The organism is Gardnerella sp. Marseille-Q9185 (assembly GCF_046508745.1).
Taxonomy (GTDB): Bacteria; Actinomycetota; Actinomycetes; order Actinomycetales; family Bifidobacteriaceae; genus Bifidobacterium; species Bifidobacterium greenwoodii.
The window spans coordinates 39,165-58,689 of the sequence record NZ_JBKFWK010000007.1 but is presented as its reverse complement, the minus strand read 5'-3'; the positions used below and the strand labels follow the sequence as shown (position 1 = coordinate 58,689).

The following is a 19,525-nucleotide window of genomic DNA, read 5'->3' as shown; positions in this document are numbered from 1 at the left end:
TTCACCATCCTATAAAACAATGCTTGGTGTAATCGGTGGTTGTGAGGAGAGAATCAACCTAACTTGATGTGGTCGGTGTTTGCATCTTGAAATAAAGATGCAAACACCGCCGAACTCGCGCAGAGAATCTAACCTAACTTGATGTGGTCGGCTTGTGCCGTTTGCCGGCACAAGCCGCCGCGCTTGCGTTGGAAGTCCACTGGACTTCCAACTTTAAGCAAGCGCGGCACTTTGAAGTAGCTTAAGCGCCCAATGCGCTTAAGCTAGGCCAAAGCGCCCATTGGATCCCACGCCGGCAAAACGATTGCTGGCTCTTCCAGTGCTTTGCGATATTCCGCCGGAAGCAGATTCTTCGGCACTGCAACTTCATACACGTACTCAGTGAACCAATCGTCACTCATCGTAAAGTAACCCTTATCCGCAATGTCAGTGCCCCAAGAGTTCTCCACGCGCCAACGGCGAGTAGTCGTGCCGTCATCAGCAACATCCACGCCAGCAAAAGCCATAGCGTGATTCATTGCAGAATCAGCAAAGCGCACGCGCTCTTCCTTATCCAAATCAAAATCAACGCCATAAACGCGGCCATACTCAAACAAATCAGTAGCCCAAGCGCCATTTTCGCGATCCATCATAGGATGGCAATCAGCACCAAACCAAACTGGAATGCCCTTCTCAACCAAAATCTTACGCACGCAATCCTTCATAAACTGGTTTGGTACGTTCAAATACTCGGTTGCGTCTCCGCCAGCAACATTACCCAAATGCTCAATAGCAATCTTCTTGCCCTTAGGATGCTCAGCACGAGGATCGTCAACCAAGCACACATAATCCTCAAGACCAGCGTTCACGTACTTCTTCCAGAACTCAACTGGCGTAATCTCACCATCGCGATGGAACTTGCCGTCGCTATCAGTCCACTCCCAATCGAAGCTCTTAGGTGGCTCACCCAAGTGAATTGTCAAAATCCTGTGGCCTGCAGCAGTAGCGTCCGCAATAATCTCATCAATTTCAGTAGCATTAGCATACATATGAGCTACAGCAGTGTGCAAAAGCGCACGCAACTGCGTATTCATAGCGCCAGTATTCTTAGAAGAAGCGGTTTCTGGGAACAAATCTTTAGGAACAGCACCATACTTCTTGTAAACGTTCATAGCCATGGTCCACTGGCCGCCATCGCCCATAACATCATGCAACAAATGCTGAATCAAGCGAGAATCTGAAGGCTCGCCCGCGCGAACCAAAGCCGCAACATCCTTCAAGAAGTAGTTAATTCGCTCAAGCTTGTCGTAGTACATTGCGTAGTTCTGAGAAAACTCAAATTCCTTCAAACCAAGCGACTTTTTAGCAATAAAACGAGCAACGTTCAACGAGCTAAACAGCCAGCAGCGTCCAGAATGATCCTGATGCGTAGCATCACCGTTGTCAACAATCGTGGAAAAACGACGCTGCAACAAGCGAGCGCGGTCATAATTACGCGCAACCTTATCAATACCAGCAGCAGTTACACCATTCATAGCCAAACGGTTCAATGGGTTTGCATCAAAATCCTCACGCAAACCTTGCAATGCTTCATCAGTTAAAGCGGTGATCTCAGTCACTATTCTTACCTTTCCTGTTAATTATTTAGTTAAATTTGTTTAGAAAATTTGTTTAGAAAACTTATTTTACTAATTTTCTTGAGATTCGTCAGATTCGTTAGATTCTTCAGATTCCGCCAACGCAGCCTGAACATCTCGCTGAGCCTGCTTTGCTTCGGCAGAAGATTTCGCATCCGAAGAATTGTCAACATCGTCAGAAGCCTGCTGAACAGGCTGATCCGGCTGAGCATCTCCAAAATCAAAACCAGAGAACGCGTTTGCAAACAGCGAGCGCAATTCCGTAACTCGCTGCGTAATAGTTGCCTCGCGATGCTGCAATTGGCTCAAGCGCGCAGTCATACCATCTAATTCCTGCTGAGCTGCAGCCCTACGCTCTTCAACCTGAGCAGTCGCCTCCTGCATAGCTTTGCGCACAATATCAGCAGCCTGATTATCCGCAGCCTGATGCGTTTGTGCCGCATATTCGTCAGCTTCCTGATGCACGGTTTTCGCACGAGCCACCAAAGCATCGGCTTCTTCTTGAGCTGCACTCTCCTTTTCCTTCAAACCGGAAAGCAAAGCGTCAACCTTCTTCGTAGCTTCTTCCTGCTGGGAGGCAATATCTGCACGAATCTGCTCAACTTCTGCACTAACTTGGCTTAACGTACGCGTGCGCTCAACTTGAGCATCATCCGCAATTTCCTGAGCTTTTGCGCTAGCTGCATCCGTAATTTCGCCAGCCTTACGCTGAGCATCCGCCATCATCTTAGAAGCATGCTCGCGCATATCTGCCAACTTTTTATTCGCTTCTGCCAATGCAGATTCGATTTGATCGTTAGTTTCAGCCTTTGCGCGTGCAATTTCTTCGTTTGCTGCCGCGCGCTGTTCTGCAATTTTTTGAGCAGCTTCCGACTTAAGCTGGGAAATATTGCTTTCTTGCTTAGCGCGCTCAGAAGCCATGCGCTTAGTGTGCTCCTCTTGAGCATTTTGCAAAGCTAATTCTGCAGCATCTTTCTGCGCTTGCACGTCTTTTGCTGTAGTATCTCGCAAACGCGCAGAATCTTCTTGAGCAGCTTGCATCATTTGAGTCGACTTTTGTGTAGCGTTTGAAAGCATTGTGTCGGCTTTAGTTTGTGCCTCCTGCATTAAGTGAGCTGCATCTAATTTAGCGTTATTAAGTAATGTTCCAGCCTGAGCTTGTGCATTCTTTTTGATTGACGCAGCATCCTGCTTTGCTCGCTCAAGTAATTGTGCACTTGTTTGTTCTGCAGATGCTAGTAATTGTTGCGCATTTGCACCCAAAGATGCGAAAGTATTTCCGCTTTTTGCGCGCTTTACATTATTTTTTTCTTCTTGCAATTGAGCTTGCAATTGCAAAATTGATTCGTCACTGGAACGCACTTGTTCACGCAAACGCGAAATTGTACGCTCATAGTTAGCAAAGGCCTCATTTACCTTGTCTTTATCGTAACCACGCAACGCGGTTGGGAATAAATCCGTTGCCATAATATTCCTTTCACAAGCCCCCAGTAAGCTGCACCGACTGTGTGCCTACGCCATCAGCATCAACGCTATCACTTAAGAGCGCAAAATACTCGTGTGTTGCGCACGTTTTTGCTAAGCTCACACAACTAATTTATCATCACCTATTTAGTAACAAATAATTTAGTAACAACTACTTTAATAACATTCCTTCTGCAGAAGGTTGCATATAATATCTGACTGCTTCACGCACAATATCTTGCCCTGCTTCAATCTGCTGTTTTAATGGCAAACCGTTTCTAGCATCGTGCAAACTTACAACCGGAGGAAAACTCACAAAACCGGCAAGAACACGCTTATTATCTTTAGCCGCCCAGTGCAAAAGCTGATAAAACAAAGAATTGCACACGTACGTTCCTGCGTCGGAGCTTAAATTAGATGCAATTGAGTCGTGAGCAAAACGCTGCAAAATCATTCGCAAAGGCAGCCTCGTCCAGTAAGCTGCAGGACCATCTTCAACAATCGGCATTTTTTGCGGGCGACTATTATCTACATCCGGCTTTTTAGCATCAATAACGTTAGTTGCGCATCTTTCAAGTTGCACTCCTCGCGCAGTGTGCTTTGTGCCGGTGGCGATTACAATATTTGCCTGCTCACGCTCAATTGTTTCTAATAATTTAGGCCAAGCATTCGCAAAACTAATCGGAAGCATAACAGACGTTACTTTTACGCAAATATCTTCAGAAGGCTGCATTTTAGCAAGATTTTCCGCAGATTCTAGTGCGGATGGCACTTCGTAAGAAGGGTTGACTTCTAAATCTGCGTATGGACCAAATCCTGAAATTACAACGTTAATTTGATTCATAATATTAGCCTACTTTCTGAAGATTTTAGCTACTTGTCTAGTATTACAAGCGCAAGAAGTCTGCCTTCATGCGATTTTCCAGCAAGTTGCGCGCGCCTATGCGAATACCACAGAGGATTTTCCAAAGTGCACATTGGGTTTTGCAAATTTTGCAAACGTTCCGGCAAAGATTCTCCTTCACCGTCTACTTCGCAAATTGTGCGCAATTCTTCATCTTCCTGCAAATATTGCGTTGCTGCATAAACTCGAGGCAAAGCGTTAACAATATTTGCAACTCCTGCGAGAGCCAAATCGATTCGAGCAGCCTCAGCAATATCAATACCTAAGCCGCCGAAACGAGTTTTTGTTACGGTTTGTGGGTAGCGTTTTTCAAAATCGAGCGCAATACTTTCGCCGACTTCGTAGCAGTTGCCGCAAATGCATGGTCCTAAAACCGCATTTATTCGCGAGCGTTCAGCACCTTTTTCGCACATTGCTTCAATAGCAGAATCAAGAACTCCAGCCATTAATCCTTTTCTTCCGCAATGCGCTGCAGCGATTACTCCAGCTTCGTCGTCCGCAAGTAAAACAGGCAAGCAGTCGGCTGCAAACATTCCCAAAGCAAGCGAGTGTGCTGTAGAAACTTGCGCATCTGATTCAATACGCAATTTGGAATCCGCAAAACCAGTTGCGTCGAATCCGTAAGGCGTATTCCATGAATCAACTACAGTATCCGCGTCAAAAACTTCATTTCCGTGCACTTGAGCAACCAAAGATAAGTCCGCTTGTAACGCACGCTGTAACGCTGCGCGATTGCTTGCAACAGCTTCCTCATTATCTCCTGCACGTCCGCCTAAATTAAGCGAAGCAAATGAACCTTCAGAAATACCGCCCAATCTAGTAGTAAAAACTGCGTGAGTACGAGCTCCTAATGCAACTGGAATAGTTACAGGAATTGGCTTGCCTTCGTTATCTTCATGCGGCAACGGCATGCCAGTTACGCTTGTTTGTTGCATATGTTACTTTCTTTCACCCTAAATAAGCCAATTCTTCATTGCTTAAGTTCAAATCTGAAGCTTTTAAGCTGTCGAGAATAGTTGCAGGCCTGTGCGCTCCTGGAATCACAAATACGTGCTCACCTTTTGCAAGCTCCCAAGCCAAAACTACCTGCTGATAGCTTACGCCATGATTCTCGGCAACTTTGCGGAATGGGTCAAAAAGATGGTCGTCATACGGATGACGGAATCCACCTAATGGACTCCAGCAAACGAAAGCAATTCCAAGCTTTTCGCAATATTGCAAAGTATCTTCGTTTTCTAAATGAACCGGCGAATACTGGTTTTGCACAGCAACTAACTTATTTCCTAAAATATTGCGCGCAATATCAATTTGTTCCACGGAAGCGTTAGAAATTCCGATTTCTCGAGCAACTCCTTCGTCAAGCAGCTGCTGCATTGCTTCAATGGATTCATTGTATGGAACTTCCGGATCCGGCCTATGGAAGTAAAGCAAGTCAATAGTGTCAACGCCTAAAGCCATTGCAGACTCTTTTGCGTGACGGATTAAATGCTCCGGCTTGCCATCCTTGCCCCACGTTGGGCGGCCATCCGTAAAGTTACGGAAGTGACCAACTTTTGTTGCAACTAAAATAGAAGATTTATTGCCCTTCCAGCTTTCTAAAGCCTCACGAACAAGCTTTTCTCCAGTTTGCTCCTCACCGCCAGAGCAGTAATACGCCCATGCGGTATCAATATGCGTGCAGCCAGCATCAAGAGCTGCATGAATGGTTTCAATGCCCATACTGTGTCCAAGATTGTTTTCGATTGTAAGCGGCATTTCACCAAAGCCAATGGCTGTTGTGTCAAACGACCCCAGTGCACGATGCATAACCATATTTACCTCTTATCTAAACAGTTTTAAAATGCCTCCAAATGCAAGCGCAATTTGAAGGCATTTCGTAAGTTATTAATTTATTTATTATCTATTAGCATTTGCTTTTCGATAATTTTATGCGATTAATCTTCCTCAAATGGGTCAAAATCGCGGCGCACGCGGCGACGAGGACGCTCGGTACGCTCTTCGCGAGCAGAACGATACTCATCATAGTGATCGTCATCTGCAGCGTAGCGAAGATTGCGATCGGAGCCACGGCGAGCTTCCGAATTGCGTCGGCTATTGCGCTCGTCGCGATCTGCACGGTCGTCACGATCTGCGCGATTATCACGATTGTCGCGCTCGTCATAGCGGTCATCGCGATGAGAAGACCTGCGAGGACGATCATCAAAATCGCCGTCAGCGTAACGGTCGTCGCGTTCCGAACGATCTGCACGATCCGAACGACGATCATCTCGACGAGAATTGCGATCTTCGTAACGATTGTCACGATCGGAATAGCGGCTGTCACGGCTGTCGCGATCGTCACGATCATCTCGATCATCACGCATGCGACGACGTGGACGATCATCTCTATCCGAACGATCACGGCTGTCGCGATCATCTCGACGGCCACGTCCACCGCGGTAATCATTACGAGAATCACGATCGTCACGCGAACCGCGGCCACGATTTTCGCGAGGAGACGGAGCAGAAGATTCCTGATCTTCAAAACCTGGAATTGCTAAGGAAATCTTGCCGCGCTCATCTACGCTTTGAACGATAACCTCAACATTATCGCCTTCCTTAAGCACATCTTCCACAGTGTCAATTCGCTCACCATTAGCCAAGTTACGAATTTGCGAAATATGCAGCAAACCGTCAGTTCCAGGAGTCAAATTAACGAAAGCACCAAAGCTCGTAGTCTTCACAACCTTACCTGTGAAAGTTTCACCGGCCTTTGGAACGCGAGGATTTGCAATAGAATCAATGATTTCCTTTGCTTTCTGAGCAGCTTCGCCGCCTTCGGAAGCAATATAAACAGTACCGTCATCCTCAATAGCAATCTCAGCACCAGTTTCTTCCTGAATTTGGTTAATCATCTTGCCCTTAGGACCAATGACTTCGCCAATCTTATCAACAGGAATTGTGGTTGTAATAATGCGTGGAGCGAATGGGCTCATTTCTGCTGGGCAATCGATGCACTCGTTAATAACCTCAAGAATAGTTGCACGAGCCTCGTGAGCCTGCTGCAAAGCGGCAGCCAAAATGTCTGCAGGAATACCATCGAGCTTAGTGTCGAGCTGCAAAGCAGTAATGAACTCGGAAGTACCAGCAACCTTAAAGTCCATGTCTCCAAATGCATCTTCAGCACCGAGAATATCAGTCAAAGTCTTGAAGATGTGCTTTCCATCAACATCTCCAGAAACCAAGCCCATAGCAATGCCAGCAACTGGAGCCTTCAAAGGAACGCCAGCAGCAAGCAGGGAAAGTGTAGAAGCGCACACAGAACCCATAGAAGTGGAACCGTTAGAACCAATAGCCTCAGAAACCTGACGAATAGCATATGGGAACTCTTCGCGACCTGGCAAAACTGGAACCAAAGCCTTCTCTGCCAAAGCACCGTGACCAATTTCGCGACGCTTTGGAGATCCAACGCGACCCGTTTCACCAGTGGAGTATGGAGGCATTTCGTAGTTGTGCATGTAGCGCTTAGTCTGTGGGCCAGAAAGCGCATCCACCTGCTGTTCCATCTTAAGCATGTTCAAAGTTGTTACGCCCAAAATCTGGGTTTCACCACGCTGGAAGAGTGCAGAACCATGAACGCGTGGAACAACGTCAACTTCTGCAGAAAGTGTACGAATATCGCGCAAACCACGTCCATCAATTCGGTAATCTTCCGTCAAAATACGGCGACGAACAATTTGACGCTGCAATTCTTTAAACGCGTTGCCGAGTTCCTTTTCTTTCTCAGCTTCGTCCATATCAGTGAATTCTTCTGCGATTGCAGCACGCACGCCTTCCTTAATTTCAGCGATGCGATCTTGACGAGGAAGCTTTTCTGCAATAGAAAGAGCCTCATCCAAGTCTTTGTGTGCGATTTCGTCAATACGCGCGTAAAGTTCGTCCGTATATTCTGGGAAGAGCTGGAATTCCTTGGTTTCCTTAGCTGCAATGCGCTTCAACTCATTCTGAGCGTCGCAAATAACCTTAATAAATGGTTTAGCGGCTTCCAAACCACCGGCTACAACTTCCTCATCCGGCTTAGTTTGACCTTCATTATAAATCAAGTTCCAAGCGTTCTTGCCGGCGCCAGCCTCAATCATTGCAATAGCAACATCGCCGTTTTCAATCACTCGGCCAGCCACAACAATTTCAAATACTGCACGCTCACGTTCGCTCCAACGTGGGAAAGCAACCCACTGGCCGTCAATCAAAGCCAAACGAACACCAGAAACTGGGCCTTCAAATGGCAAACCAGAAATCATAGTAGATGCAGAAGCCGCGTTCAAAGCGATTACATCGTAAGCATCGTCAGGATTAATAGACAAAATAGTTTCCACAACCTGCACTTCGTTACGAAGAGTGTGTGGGAACAGTGGGCGCAATGGGCGGTCGATAATTCGGCATGCCAATGTTGCTTCGTTAGAAGGACGTCCTTCACGGCGGAAGAACGAACCTGGAATCTTACCAGCAGCATACATCTTCTCTTCCACATCAACAGTAAGTGGGAAGAAGTCGTAATTTTCCTTCGGACTAGATCCTGCAGTCGTCGTCGACAAAATCATGGAATCGTCATCCAAGTAGGCGGCAACAGCACCGTCTGCCTGTTGTGCGAGTCGACCAGTTTCAAAGCGCAGCGTGCGCTTACCAAATGAACCATTATCAATAACGGCTTCTACAGCCTTAATTTCGGGACCCTCCACGGGTTCCTCCTTTTCTTAACTTACCTAATCAACCAACATGCGTAATAACATTGGCGCCTTCACGTTGTTATTATCCCTAACGATTTTTCGCAATCCTGCACGCCAATATTTCGTAGTGTTTTTTGTTTCGGTTACTTCAATCATCCGTATTCAGTTATGCTTCAATCTTAAATTATTTTAATCTTAAATTATTCTTCAATCTTTAGTTATGATTCAATTTTAAATTATGCTTTCAATTATGTATATACAAAAGCCCGAGCTTAAGCCCGGGCTAAAAGACTATCGACGCAAGCCGAGTCGTTCAATCAAAGAACGATAACGGTTGATGTCAACACGCTTCAAGTAATCGAGAAGACGACGACGATCACCAACCATGAGCAACAAGCCACGACGAGAATGATGATCGTGCTTGTGCTCCTTCAAGTGCTCAGTAAGGTCAGCAATGCGCTTGCTAAGCAAAGCGACCTGCACTTCTGGGGAACCCGTGTCACCCTCGTGCGTCGCGTATTCGTTGATAATGTTCTTCTTATCTTCAGCCGTTAATGCCACGGCGTCCTCCTTAATATCACTGCGCGGTGCCACAACCTTCTGTTGTAGCGCTCTCAATCCGCGGGCGTTACACGCCAAATCTCTATCATACAACCACTCGTCAACAAGTTATTATTGCTAATCAAAATTTGCAGTGCAAAATATTACATTGCGGTCATAAAGCCACCAAATAGCACAACTAGAATTGCCAAAACTTCAACAGCGTAAAACATAATAAAAGATGCCCAGCTGCGAGTTAGCACATTTAGACGCGATTTTTTAGGAATAACAACAAGCAAACCAACGAATAATACAGCAAAAACAGCCACAGCAAATCCTGCAGAAATAATGCCAAGATTAGCTGCGTTAGCAAGCCCAGATGCAGGACCATAAACTACGTAAGTTGAATACCAAAAACTCATACTCAGCATACACAAGCCTGCAATAAGCTGTTCAAAAGCTAGAAATACCACAAAAATAAATCTCCAAACCCAGCTACTTGATTCAATCAGAGCCATTGCAAGACTTGTAAAAGCAGCAACTGTAATAACCCAGGAAATAAAAACTACCCCTTGAGCAGACAGCCCTGCACAATGCGAAACAACCCACGACGTATATTGAACAGCAAGAGTGCGGCCAGCCCAATACGGTAGCACAATTGCAAGCAATAATATTCCTAAATATATCCACCAACGCTTAGGATTCGCATGTTTACGCGAAAAGTCAGCAATTGACAATTCCGTTTCAGGTAAATCTGAGCTTAAATATGCGTCTGATATTTCTTTTGCAGGCGCAGCATTTTCTGCATGCGCATCACTTTTTGCAGGCGCAGCACTTTTTGTGGGTGCAGCACTTTCTGCAGGCGCAGCATTTTCTGCAAGCACAGCATTTTTAGAAGATGTTGGGCGTCGTCTTACTTTTATTGGCGTAAAGCTTTTAGGACTCTCACTATGTTCATCATTCAATGTCATAAGATAATTCTCCTGCCAATCTTTAGCATTCGCCCAATCCTTCGCAAGTTTAAGCACACCTGCGTAACAGTAATAATACTTTATCAATACTTTATTATTGTATTCAATAACTCGCGCAAGAAGTAGTGCGCTTAACATGTTTGCCGTTTATGCCGACTGCTAGTCTCATTGTAAAGGCATGTTTTGCATGCGTTTTGCTTAAAAAGCGGCGTTTAGTCGCAAAAAATACGACAGGATATCATGGGATTTATTCATTTTATTGTCAACTTACTTAAGGATCCACGCTCCGCTATTGCAAGTTGGATTGCGATGGGTACAGCTCCAGCATTAGGCCTTATTTTTCTAATTGTTTTTATTGAAACAGGCGTAGTATTCTTCCCATTTTTGCCGGGAGATTCCTTGCTTTTTGCGGCCGGCTTCTTTGCAGCTCCCGATGCTCAAACCGGTCACAGCGCACTTCCTCTTCCACTGTTGCTTGCGGTTGTTTGGCTGGCGCCTATTATTGGCGATCAGTGCAACTATTTTATTGGCCATTTCTTCGGCCGCAAGATTGTAGAATCTGGTAAAGTTAAGGCGCTTACTCCAGAGCGCGTTGCTAAAACCGAAGCAATGATTGAAAAATGGGGTCCTTTAGCCGTATTTTTGGGCAGATTCTTCCCATTTATTCGCACGTTCATGCCTTTTATTTCCGGCGTATCCGGAATGCGATGGGTTCGTTTTACACCATTTTCTATTCTTGGCGGAATTATATGGTCCTCACTTTTCACGCTTCTTGGATACTTCTTTGGAAAGATTGATTTCGTACAGAAGAATTTTGAATTAGTGATTGTTGCTATTTTACTTATTTCACTTGTTCCAACTTTTATTGGCTTATACAAAGCACACAAAGCAAAAAAGGCATCTAAATAGATTGTGCTTACGACACTCATGCACACTGCACTATAAGAAATATTGTTTTTATACAAGATTTGTAGTACAGTGTGCAGAGTTGTCGTAAGATGATTTGTCTTAGACATTGGGGCTATAGCTCAGTTGGTAGAGCGCTTCGTTCGCATCGAAGAGGTCGTGGTTTCGATTACCATTAGCTCCACGAAGCCCACTGCATTCATTCCACCGCAGTGGGCTTTTTTATTCACTTAGCCCTATTGCGCACTTAATCATCTTCCTTGCTACTTTTATGCTTTTTGTAGATTATTCCAGCTCCAAGCGCCACGCATAACAATGTAACAACGATTATTCCAACATACGCAAGCACTACTAGAAGATTTGACGAGCTTCTTCCACTTGTGTTTTTATCGTTCAAATCGCTGCTCAAATCATTATTAGAAACTCCATTAGAATCTGCATTATTTTCATTATTTGCATTAGAATCTTGCACCTGAGAACTTGCTACATCATCATTTTTATTGTCTTTTTTACCCCCATTTTTCTTCTTTTCTAATGCAGAAATCTTTTTTAAACTGTGTGAAATCTGCACAACTTTCACATTGTTGTATCTTAACTCTGTTATGTTTCCTGCATAATCTACAGCTTTTACAAGAACATCGTGCGCCACACCATCAGGCTTCATTTTCAAAGACAGTACTGGCTTATTAGCCGACTTTCCTCGCCAAATATGCTTAGCTTTGCCGTCAACATTAAATGACACTAATTTCAAAGCCATATTATCTTTTGCGCTAATTCTCACTAATTTTCCATCTTTTTCAGTTTTGTAAACTGAATTTTTACGCATATCAAATGCTGTTGCAAGAGGAGCAAGATGATCTACAGTAAATCGCAAAGACGCAGAAGATGCGCGTAGCGCTCCGTTAGACTCACCTGCTACTCGCTCGTTAGAGGAATGATTACCTGCTTTGTCTACGGAATTAATTAACACTCTGTAATTTGCGTTATCCGCAAAATTGCGTTGGAAAATAGTGTATGTTAAACGAGGCCAACCGCGATCTGTGCTTACAGCTACAGAAAAATCGTTTTTGCTTAAGTTTCTTTCAACACCGTCTTGCACAACGCTTACTTTTGCAGGATACGCCAAAGAGCTTGCATTAACTTCTTCAATACGAACATCTTTCGCATGCTGCAACTGTTTGTTGTTCATTGCAGCAGTTGAACCATCTAATCTAAACGTTGAACCGGAGCTGTTAATAGAAAATTGCATACTTCCGTGAATTTCATGATTTACCACATCTTTTGCGCTCCACTGCAACTGATAAATATCGTCATCGTTTGGACCGCTATAAAAAGCTTCGTACTGGACTTTTGCACTGTTATTACTAAATTTTGCAGAAGCTGGATTTACGTTCTGACCACCGCGAACGCGATGCAGCCAGCACTTTACACTTTTTGGATTCAAATAATTATCACTAATAACAACCGTTGGTTTTACTTCACGAGAATAAGCTCCACCATTACTAACACCGGTAATTGAAACAGTTGGAATGTGAGTATCAATAACAAAATTGTCACTACGCGAAGAGCTGAAATTTCCCGACAAATCTTGAGCAGCATATTTAGCTTCCCAAGAAGCATCTTTATTAAACGAAATATCTGCATACCAAATGTTTGGGTGAAAACTGTCGTTTTTAAACTGTTGAGCAGTTAGATTAATAACTTGTTTTCCGTTTGCTTTAACAGTTGCTATTGGCGAAGAGTCTCTAAGAAGATAAGAAAAAGCAAAAGAATCATCGTCTACTATTACCCTAGCTGAACGATTTGCCTTAAAATATTTACCTCCGTAAACGGTATTGTTGTCGTAAATAACCTTTAACCGCGGTTCAGTATAATCAATAACCACAAAACGTGCAGAATCTATCATATTGCTACTTTGCGTTGAATCCGAAATATTTACAGCTAAAGCAGGAATATTTAGTATTGGCTCTTGAAAATTCATTTTACTTGTAGAAGATTTTGCTACACGAGTAATACTAGATGCCTTATTTTCGTTCTTTTTATTTGCATTACTACCACCCCATATGCGATGCGGCGCAATTGCTACGGACGCAATTCGCACTGAAACGTCGCGCAAATCGTAAATTCCGCAACTTTTCAACTCAACTTTTACTACTCCTACCGGATTAGGACGTAGTTGGTAACGGAAATTAACTAAAGACGACAACACTTCTGTTTTAGCCAACTCGGCTTTAGAATTAGCAACTTTGTAACGTCCAATATTTACATAAACTTTGTGAATACGCTTTAATGTTGACGCATCTATTCCGTCAACCGTAACGACTAGCAAAACTGGACGCTTAGTAAACATGTACTTACCTTTGGAGCGAACTGTTCTCTGGTTTGGTATAACAGAAATATGGCGTATGCGCAAATTGCGATCAGTGTTAATATTCTGCGTTTTTACATGGTTTTCTGTTGTTACACTAATATTCTTTGTTTGCGCGTAGGAAGCATTAATCGGCAGCAACACTGCAACAATACTCATAAAGAAAAATGCAGAAATGCAAATACCTGCAATAAATCTTGCTAAAAGTCTTTTAATAAGTTTATTAAAAGACATCTTTGCCTTCCCCCACAAAGAATGTTTCTGCTCAGCAAACCCTTCTCGATTTTGCTGTTTCATATGTTCCCCCTTTTGTTAATCCCTTATTTGTTTTATTTTTTTATTACTTTGCTGTTACTTTGTTCTACTTTTATTACCTTTTATTACTTTTATTACTTAAATTATTTTTCTGAAAAAATTGAGTTGATTTCGTCTTGAATTTGATGCACGCTATCGAGCGCAGATTTTTGTCTTTTTGCAGCATCATCATTCGAAGCATTTGCCTGATTAAGAAGATTTTTCGCATCATCACATAACTGTTGAATTTCTTGCTTACTAAAACCGCTTCCACGCAACATTCGCATCCAAGAATGTAAGGATTGCAGCACCAATTCTCCAGTATCAATGCGAAGTATGTTCACATTATTCTGCTTCGATATTTTTATAAGATTCTGCAAATGATTCACATACTGTTTATACGTTTCTTCATTTGGAGCATCTGTACTAACATCAACAAGGCGAGCGTAGCAATCAGAAATAGCAACATAAGCCTTAAACATGCTTGCTTTATTACTTGCTTTCTTGTGTGCTTCGTGCGCTTGATTTTTCACTAAATCGGATTTGGAAGTTGCCAATGCGTCAACAAACCAAGCCCTTGCCACTCGCATGCGCGAAAGTCTTTCCACATTCGCAACTTTTCCAGAAAATCCCGCAAAATAGTACCAATACGCTTTACCAATATCGCCAGAAATACTTGCCCAATCGTTTCTATTTGAACGCAGCTGATGATCATACTTGCTTATTAAGCTCATAAAATCACGCTCCTCCCCCGCACTCCACTGCTGATCCGCAAGTTGCGAGCGCAGCAAAACGCGCAAAGGCCTAAAAGACATTTGTCGAACGTAATTCTTTTGCAACATGCTATTTTGGATTTGCATAGCGCGCGAAATATAGCGTTTAGCGGAATCAGATCTGCTTTCACGTTCTGCCATACGTATAAGAGAATCGTAATCTGTTTTATTTTTCTTTATTAACTTCAGGCGACTTATTTTCGCTTCTGCGCTTAAAGTTTTGTCTGCCGTCTTAACTGCTGCATTGCTGCTGAAAATAGGCAGGCAATTGAATAATACAACCACAAAAAATAGCAGCAATACGGATATGCCTGCAGTTTTTACAGGAGTGCTAATCTGCGCACTACTCTTAAGCCTCTTCGTAGAAGATGCTTGACTTTTGCGCCTGCTAATAACAGAATTTTTATTCTTTAATGAAGTTCGACTGCTTCTGGAGCCGCATGACTCTAACGCAGAAAGCATCTCTTCGCAATCTTTATACCTGTGCGAAGGATTAGAAGTTGTTGCGAGTGCAATAACAGATACTAGATTCTCAAACAATTCACGATTTTCGTGCCTTACAGTTAGCGTTTGCAAACCTGCTTTAGAAGCATCGCTAGGAAATAACGCGTATCTTAATGTCATTGCAAGAGCATAAACGTCACTAGCAGGGGTTATTTCCTCACTACCATCTAAAACTTCAGGCGCCGAAAAACGTGGAGTTGCAAAACGTAAATCCGATTTTTCAAAACTTCGCATACTATCAGATTTAAAATCAGCAGCTTCTTCGCGAGTATACAGTTTACTTGCAGCACCAAAGTCAATTAGGCGAACTGTTCCGTCTTGCGAAATAATAACGTTTGAAGGTTTAAGATCACCATAAATAATTGGAGGATAATGAGAGTGCAAGTAAGCTAAAACCGAACATAATTGCACTCCCCAGTTTTTAACCGTTGAAGGGCTTTGTAAACCTTCTTCGTCAACAATTGATTTAAGAGAACGTCCTTTTACATAATCTCGTACGGCATAAGCTCGACCATTTTCTTCAAAAAAATCGACGATTCTAGGTATTGCTGGATGATCGCACTCTTTTAATACATCAACTTCAGCGCGTAAAGACTGGACTATATTTTTGCGATACGATTCATCACCTTGAAGCAAGGTTTCTTTTACAGCCCACTGTTTGTGCAGCACAGTATCAACCGCAAGAAATACGGTTGAAGTACCACCGCAACCCAGCTCTCCTAGTAACTGGTATCGCCCTCCTACACAAACCATCGTCAATCCTCGCAATCTAAATAATGTAAATTGCTCGGCGAAATTTGGTTAATTTACTGAGCAATTAAATTACAATTGCGACTACTGTATCGATAATTTTGTGCGTAAAAAAGCTTTTTTACCTATTGTGGTTAAAAGCTTAGAATCCTACAAAATACTTGGATTAATTAGTCAATATCCGCACCAAGCGCAAGAAGTTTTCCGCGAAAATCAGCGTAACCGCGATCAATTAGCGAAATACCGCGAACATTAGACGGACCTTTAGCAGTAAGAGCTGCAATCAAGTGGCTAAAACCACCTCGCAAATCCGGAACGTCAATATCTTGGCCAGTTAATGGAGTAGGTCCAAAAATCACAGCGGAATGCTTGTAATTGCGCTGCTGGAAGCGGCAAGGAAGAGAACCCAAGCATTCACGATACAGCTGAACCATAGCACCCATTTGAACAAGAGGCTTAGTGAAACCAAAACGATTCTCGTACACCGTTTCATGCACAATACTCAAGCCCTTCGCCTGAGTAAGCGCAACAACAAGCGGCTGCTGCCAATCCGTCATAAAACCAGGATGCACGTCGGTTTCAATAGCAACAGGATGCAAATCCCCACCCGGATGCCAGAATCTAATACCTTTATCCGTAACGTCGAATTGTCCACCAACTTTGCGGAATACGTTTAAGAAAGTCATCATTTCCGGCTGAGTTGCGCCCTTAATAAACACGTCTCCGTGAGTAGCAAGAGCCGCCGAAGCCCAAGAAGCAGCTTCAATTCGATCGGTTAGTGAAGTATGCGTATAGCCTTGTAACTCTTTTACGCCTTCAATTCGGAAAGTGCGATCAACATCAACGGAAATAATCGCACCCATTTTTTGCAAAACAGCTACCAAATCCATAATTTCAGGCTCAATTGCAGCGCCGGAAAGCTCAGTTCGACCTTCTGCAAGAACTGCTGCAAGTAAAGTCTGCTCTGTTGCTCCAACAGAAGGATACGGCAGATGAATTTTAGTGCCATGCAAACCGTTAGGCGCAGTAATATGAATGCCATCCTCGTGATCTTTATCTACATTTGCACCAAGCTTTCGCAAGGTTTCAAGATGGAAATCAATTGGACGACCGCCAATATTACAGCCTCCAAGCGCTGGAATAAACGCTTCTCCAAGACGATGAAGAAGAGGACCAGAGAAAAGAATAGGAATACGCGAAGAGCCAGAAAGAGTATCGACGTCTGCAACATCTGCGAGCTGCACTTTTGTTGCGTCGATTGTAACGATTCCTTCCGGACCATTTACGTCTACAGAAACACCATGCAAACGCAATAAATCTGAGACAACATGCACGTCACGAATTTCTGGAACATTTTTAAGCACAGACTTTCCAGGTGCTAAAAGAGCAGCAACCATTGCCTTGCTTACAAAATTCTTCGCACCACGCACTTTAATAGTGCCATTAAGCGGCTTACCACCTTCTACATGCAACACGTCTGCAGCATCAATGCCACTATTGTTGTTCTGTTCAGCCGTATTATGTGCGGACACGTTTACCTCTTTCGTTCGCGCTAAAAAACTATTAACTATCATACCGGCATACTTGCCAACGCGCTCAGATATATTGCTTAATAAAATACTAACTCCGCTAAACTCGCATTTTAATGGGTTTGATGCTGACGCCATCTGCGAATTAACTTAGTTAGCAATGATGGTTTTCGCAATAAATCAACCTCAGGTAAATCATGCTCAGATTCTGCGGTAAGACCATACGTATAAGCCTTTTTAGTTGATGGTTTGCCAACAAGATTGCCAAATTCCAGCATTTGCGTGCGCGGTTCAAATGGGTGACGAATATCAAATTCAAGCAAACGTACACCACGCTTTGCAGGCTCCGGGCCGTATGAACTAAATCCACAAGTAGGAGTTGCAATAAGAAGTATATTCTTTTCAGGCTCTTTACCAGCAAAAGCATTTAGATGATCGTGACCAGCAACAACAGCAAACGCGCCAACTTTAGCTAAAAGCGCAAACTCGCCGCTGTCAACATCTGGGCAACTAATACCCTCTCCCAAATAGCCGTCCGGAAGAACACGATTCTCGTCAAGAGCGTAGTAACGTCCAGCAAAAGTACGATACCCTTCAATTGCGCTTTCTTGTGCAGCAGAATCTTTAGAAACCTCACGAAGAACACGATAATACTGTTGCAACGGAAAATGCTGAAACACGCAGAAACGAGGCGGCAAAGAATCCGGAAGCTTTTCTACAAAATTAAGAGCCTTTTTAGAAGGCTGGCCGTAGCCGCCCGATTGAGAATAATCTCCTGAATCTATTAAAACAATTGAAAAAACAACATTTTCTTGACTTTCGTCCATAACTGGAAGAGCGAAAGTACCAGGCTCACAAGGCAATATAATCTGCTTGTGTAAAATACAATTCGTTGACTGCATTGCGCTTGATGAAGACGTATAGTTAGAAACACGATTCATGCAGCAAGAAAATTCACGATACAGTGAGTCAAGCTCCTCGTTACTTAATCCACACTGAAAATCATGATTACCATATGTTACAACCCATGGAATTTTGCGCTTTTCTAATGGTTCAACTAAGCGAGATATTCCGTTTTTAACCTGCTGAAGTAGCTGCTTCCTATCAAAGTCAGACATATTTTCAGACTTCTGCCAACGTCTGCGCGTAAAAGTGCTTGAAAAAACTTTTTCGTAGCCAGCAATCTGATTACCTGTAAACACAACCAAATCGGGACGCACGGCGCTGCAAGCAGATTCAATTAGTCGAATAGTATCCGACGACACTTTAGGAACATCTTGAACATCTGCACATTGAAGTACGCGAAACTTACCAGAAAGATGGAACTGTAAGCGCCCCAATCGCGCCGAAATCGATAAAGGAAGCTCTGCATTTGCAGTAACTTCAGATTGTGCAGAATCACTCATACTTCAAGCATACGGCAGATACGAAACGACTCACTAAATTTTTTGCAGTGTTTTCAAAAATTCGCTAATTCTTGTAAAACTCGGTTTGCTTGCAAAAATGGTTGAGATCAGAAAACTCGCTACTACCAACGAAAACATGTGAAAACTGATGGGAAATAGGTGGAAAACAGGAAAAATCAGCAAAAATCAGCAAAATAGTTACAAATTCACAGGAAACTTACAGGCAATCGCATTATTGCACTCAGCATAAGGTGTTTATTATAGATATATCAAAAGGAAAACGAACTACAAACAAGTAGTTACGAAACCTTAAAGAACTTAACCTCTCTTCTTCTCTTTTCTCTAACCCCGGTCACGCACCGGGGTTTTTGATTTTTAAATGTATGATTCTCAGAAATTTATATAGATAACAAAAAAGCCCTCGTTCTACGAGAGCTATTCGCTGGGGTACCTGGACTCGAACCAAGAATGGATGAACCAGAATCACCTGTGTTGCCAATTACACCATACCCCAATTGGCAGGCTTCGCGGCTCTTGGAACCGTTCCGTCTTCGTACCCCCGACCGGATTTGAACCGGTGTTGGCGCCGTGAGAGGGCGTAGTCCTAGACCGCTAGACGACGGGGGCTTTCATTTATCAGCTACGCCTCTTGACGCAACAAATAGCGACTTTACAACATAAAGCAAATACTTGCAACCGCGGCGTGTCGAAAATATATTAAGCATAAAACAAATAAAAAGGCGGAAATGCAGCAATAGTGCCACACTCCCGCCTTATTTAAATTTTATTTGCAC

General features: G+C 43.4%; 13 protein-coding genes and 3 tRNA genes. 2 read left to right on the top strand and 14 right to left on the bottom strand.

From position 1 onward, the window contains the following. Positions 1-263: 263 nt before the first annotated feature. The 8 genes from ACLD5M_RS05815 to ACLD5M_RS05780 all read right to left on the bottom strand — a co-directional run bounded on the left by ACLD5M_RS05815 (position 264) and on the right by ACLD5M_RS05780 (position 10,201). Complete coding sequence (locus ACLD5M_RS05815; RefSeq protein WP_004135780.1) at positions 264-1,598, bottom strand: C1 family peptidase; 1,335 nt, start codon at positions 1,596-1,598, stop codon at positions 264-266. Between the two features lie 69 nt (positions 1,599-1,667). Further along, the gene (locus ACLD5M_RS05810; RefSeq protein ID WP_410314788.1) at positions 1,668-3,083 is read right to left on the bottom strand and encodes a cell division protein; all 1,416 of its coding nucleotides are present in this window, start codon (positions 3,081-3,083) and stop codon (positions 1,668-1,670) included. 169 nt (positions 3,084-3,252) lie between these two features. Beyond that, positions 3,253-3,924 (bottom strand): pyroglutamyl-peptidase I, encoded by a 672-nt coding sequence (locus tag ACLD5M_RS05805; protein ID WP_116794354.1) that lies wholly within the window; start codon positions 3,922-3,924, stop codon positions 3,253-3,255. Between the two features lie 29 nt (positions 3,925-3,953). After that, on the bottom strand, positions 3,954-4,919 hold the full coding sequence (locus ACLD5M_RS05800) for a polyphenol oxidase family protein (protein ID WP_410313736.1): 966 nt from the start codon (positions 4,917-4,919) through the stop codon (positions 3,954-3,956). A gap of 13 nt (positions 4,920-4,932) precedes the next feature. After that, on the bottom strand, positions 4,933-5,796 hold the full coding sequence (locus ACLD5M_RS05795; RefSeq protein ID WP_410313737.1) for an aldo/keto reductase: 864 nt from the start codon (positions 5,794-5,796) through the stop codon (positions 4,933-4,935). Positions 5,797-5,918: 122 nt separating this feature from the next. Then, entirely contained in the window at positions 5,919-8,702 is a 2,784-nt protein-coding gene (locus ACLD5M_RS05790) for a polyribonucleotide nucleotidyltransferase (protein ID WP_102694998.1), read from the bottom strand. Between the two features lie 279 nt (positions 8,703-8,981). Beyond that, a complete protein-coding gene (rpsO, locus tag ACLD5M_RS05785) occupies positions 8,982-9,251 on the bottom strand; it encodes a 30S ribosomal protein S15 (RefSeq protein ID WP_004109774.1) in 270 nt (89 codons plus the stop codon). 143 nt (positions 9,252-9,394) lie between these two features. Further along, on the bottom strand, positions 9,395-10,201 hold the full coding sequence (locus ACLD5M_RS05780) for a hydrolase (RefSeq protein WP_410313798.1): 807 nt from the start codon (positions 10,199-10,201) through the stop codon (positions 9,395-9,397). A gap of 240 nt (positions 10,202-10,441) precedes the next feature. On the opposite strand from ACLD5M_RS05780, the gene ACLD5M_RS05775 reads away from it, so the two are divergent. Continuing rightward, on the top strand, positions 10,442-11,110 hold the full coding sequence (locus tag ACLD5M_RS05775) for a DedA family protein (protein ID WP_019260687.1): 669 nt from the start codon (positions 10,442-10,444) through the stop codon (positions 11,108-11,110). A gap of 108 nt (positions 11,111-11,218) precedes the next feature. Then, positions 11,219-11,291 (top strand) — tRNA-Ala (locus tag ACLD5M_RS05770). 63 nt (positions 11,292-11,354) lie between these two features. Here the strand turns inward: ACLD5M_RS05770 and ACLD5M_RS05765 are convergent. The 6 genes from ACLD5M_RS05765 to ACLD5M_RS05740 all read right to left on the bottom strand — a co-directional run bounded on the left by ACLD5M_RS05765 (position 11,355) and on the right by ACLD5M_RS05740 (position 19,358). Further along, positions 11,355-13,772, bottom strand: coding sequence for a hypothetical protein (locus ACLD5M_RS05765; protein WP_410313738.1), 2,418 nt, complete (start codon positions 13,770-13,772; stop codon positions 11,355-11,357). 101 nt (positions 13,773-13,873) lie between these two features. Continuing rightward, on the bottom strand, positions 13,874-15,799 hold the full coding sequence (locus ACLD5M_RS05760) for a serine/threonine protein kinase (RefSeq protein ID WP_019260685.1): 1,926 nt from the start codon (positions 15,797-15,799) through the stop codon (positions 13,874-13,876). A 167-nt stretch (positions 15,800-15,966) separates the two neighbouring features. Continuing rightward, positions 15,967-17,328 carry a UDP-N-acetylglucosamine 1-carboxyvinyltransferase gene (gene murA, locus ACLD5M_RS05755; RefSeq protein WP_050543282.1) on the bottom strand — a complete coding sequence of 454 codons (1,362 nt, stop codon included), beginning with the start codon at positions 17,326-17,328 and terminating at the stop codon, positions 15,967-15,969. A 110-nt stretch (positions 17,329-17,438) separates the two neighbouring features. Then, complete coding sequence (locus ACLD5M_RS05750; protein WP_004134191.1) at positions 17,439-18,731, bottom strand: metallophosphoesterase; 1,293 nt, start codon at positions 18,729-18,731, stop codon at positions 17,439-17,441. Between the two features lie 442 nt (positions 18,732-19,173). After that, positions 19,174-19,245, bottom strand: a tRNA-Gln gene (locus ACLD5M_RS05745). A gap of 40 nt (positions 19,246-19,285) precedes the next feature. After that, positions 19,286-19,358, bottom strand: a tRNA-Glu gene (locus ACLD5M_RS05740). Positions 19,359-19,525: the final 167 nt, after the last annotated feature.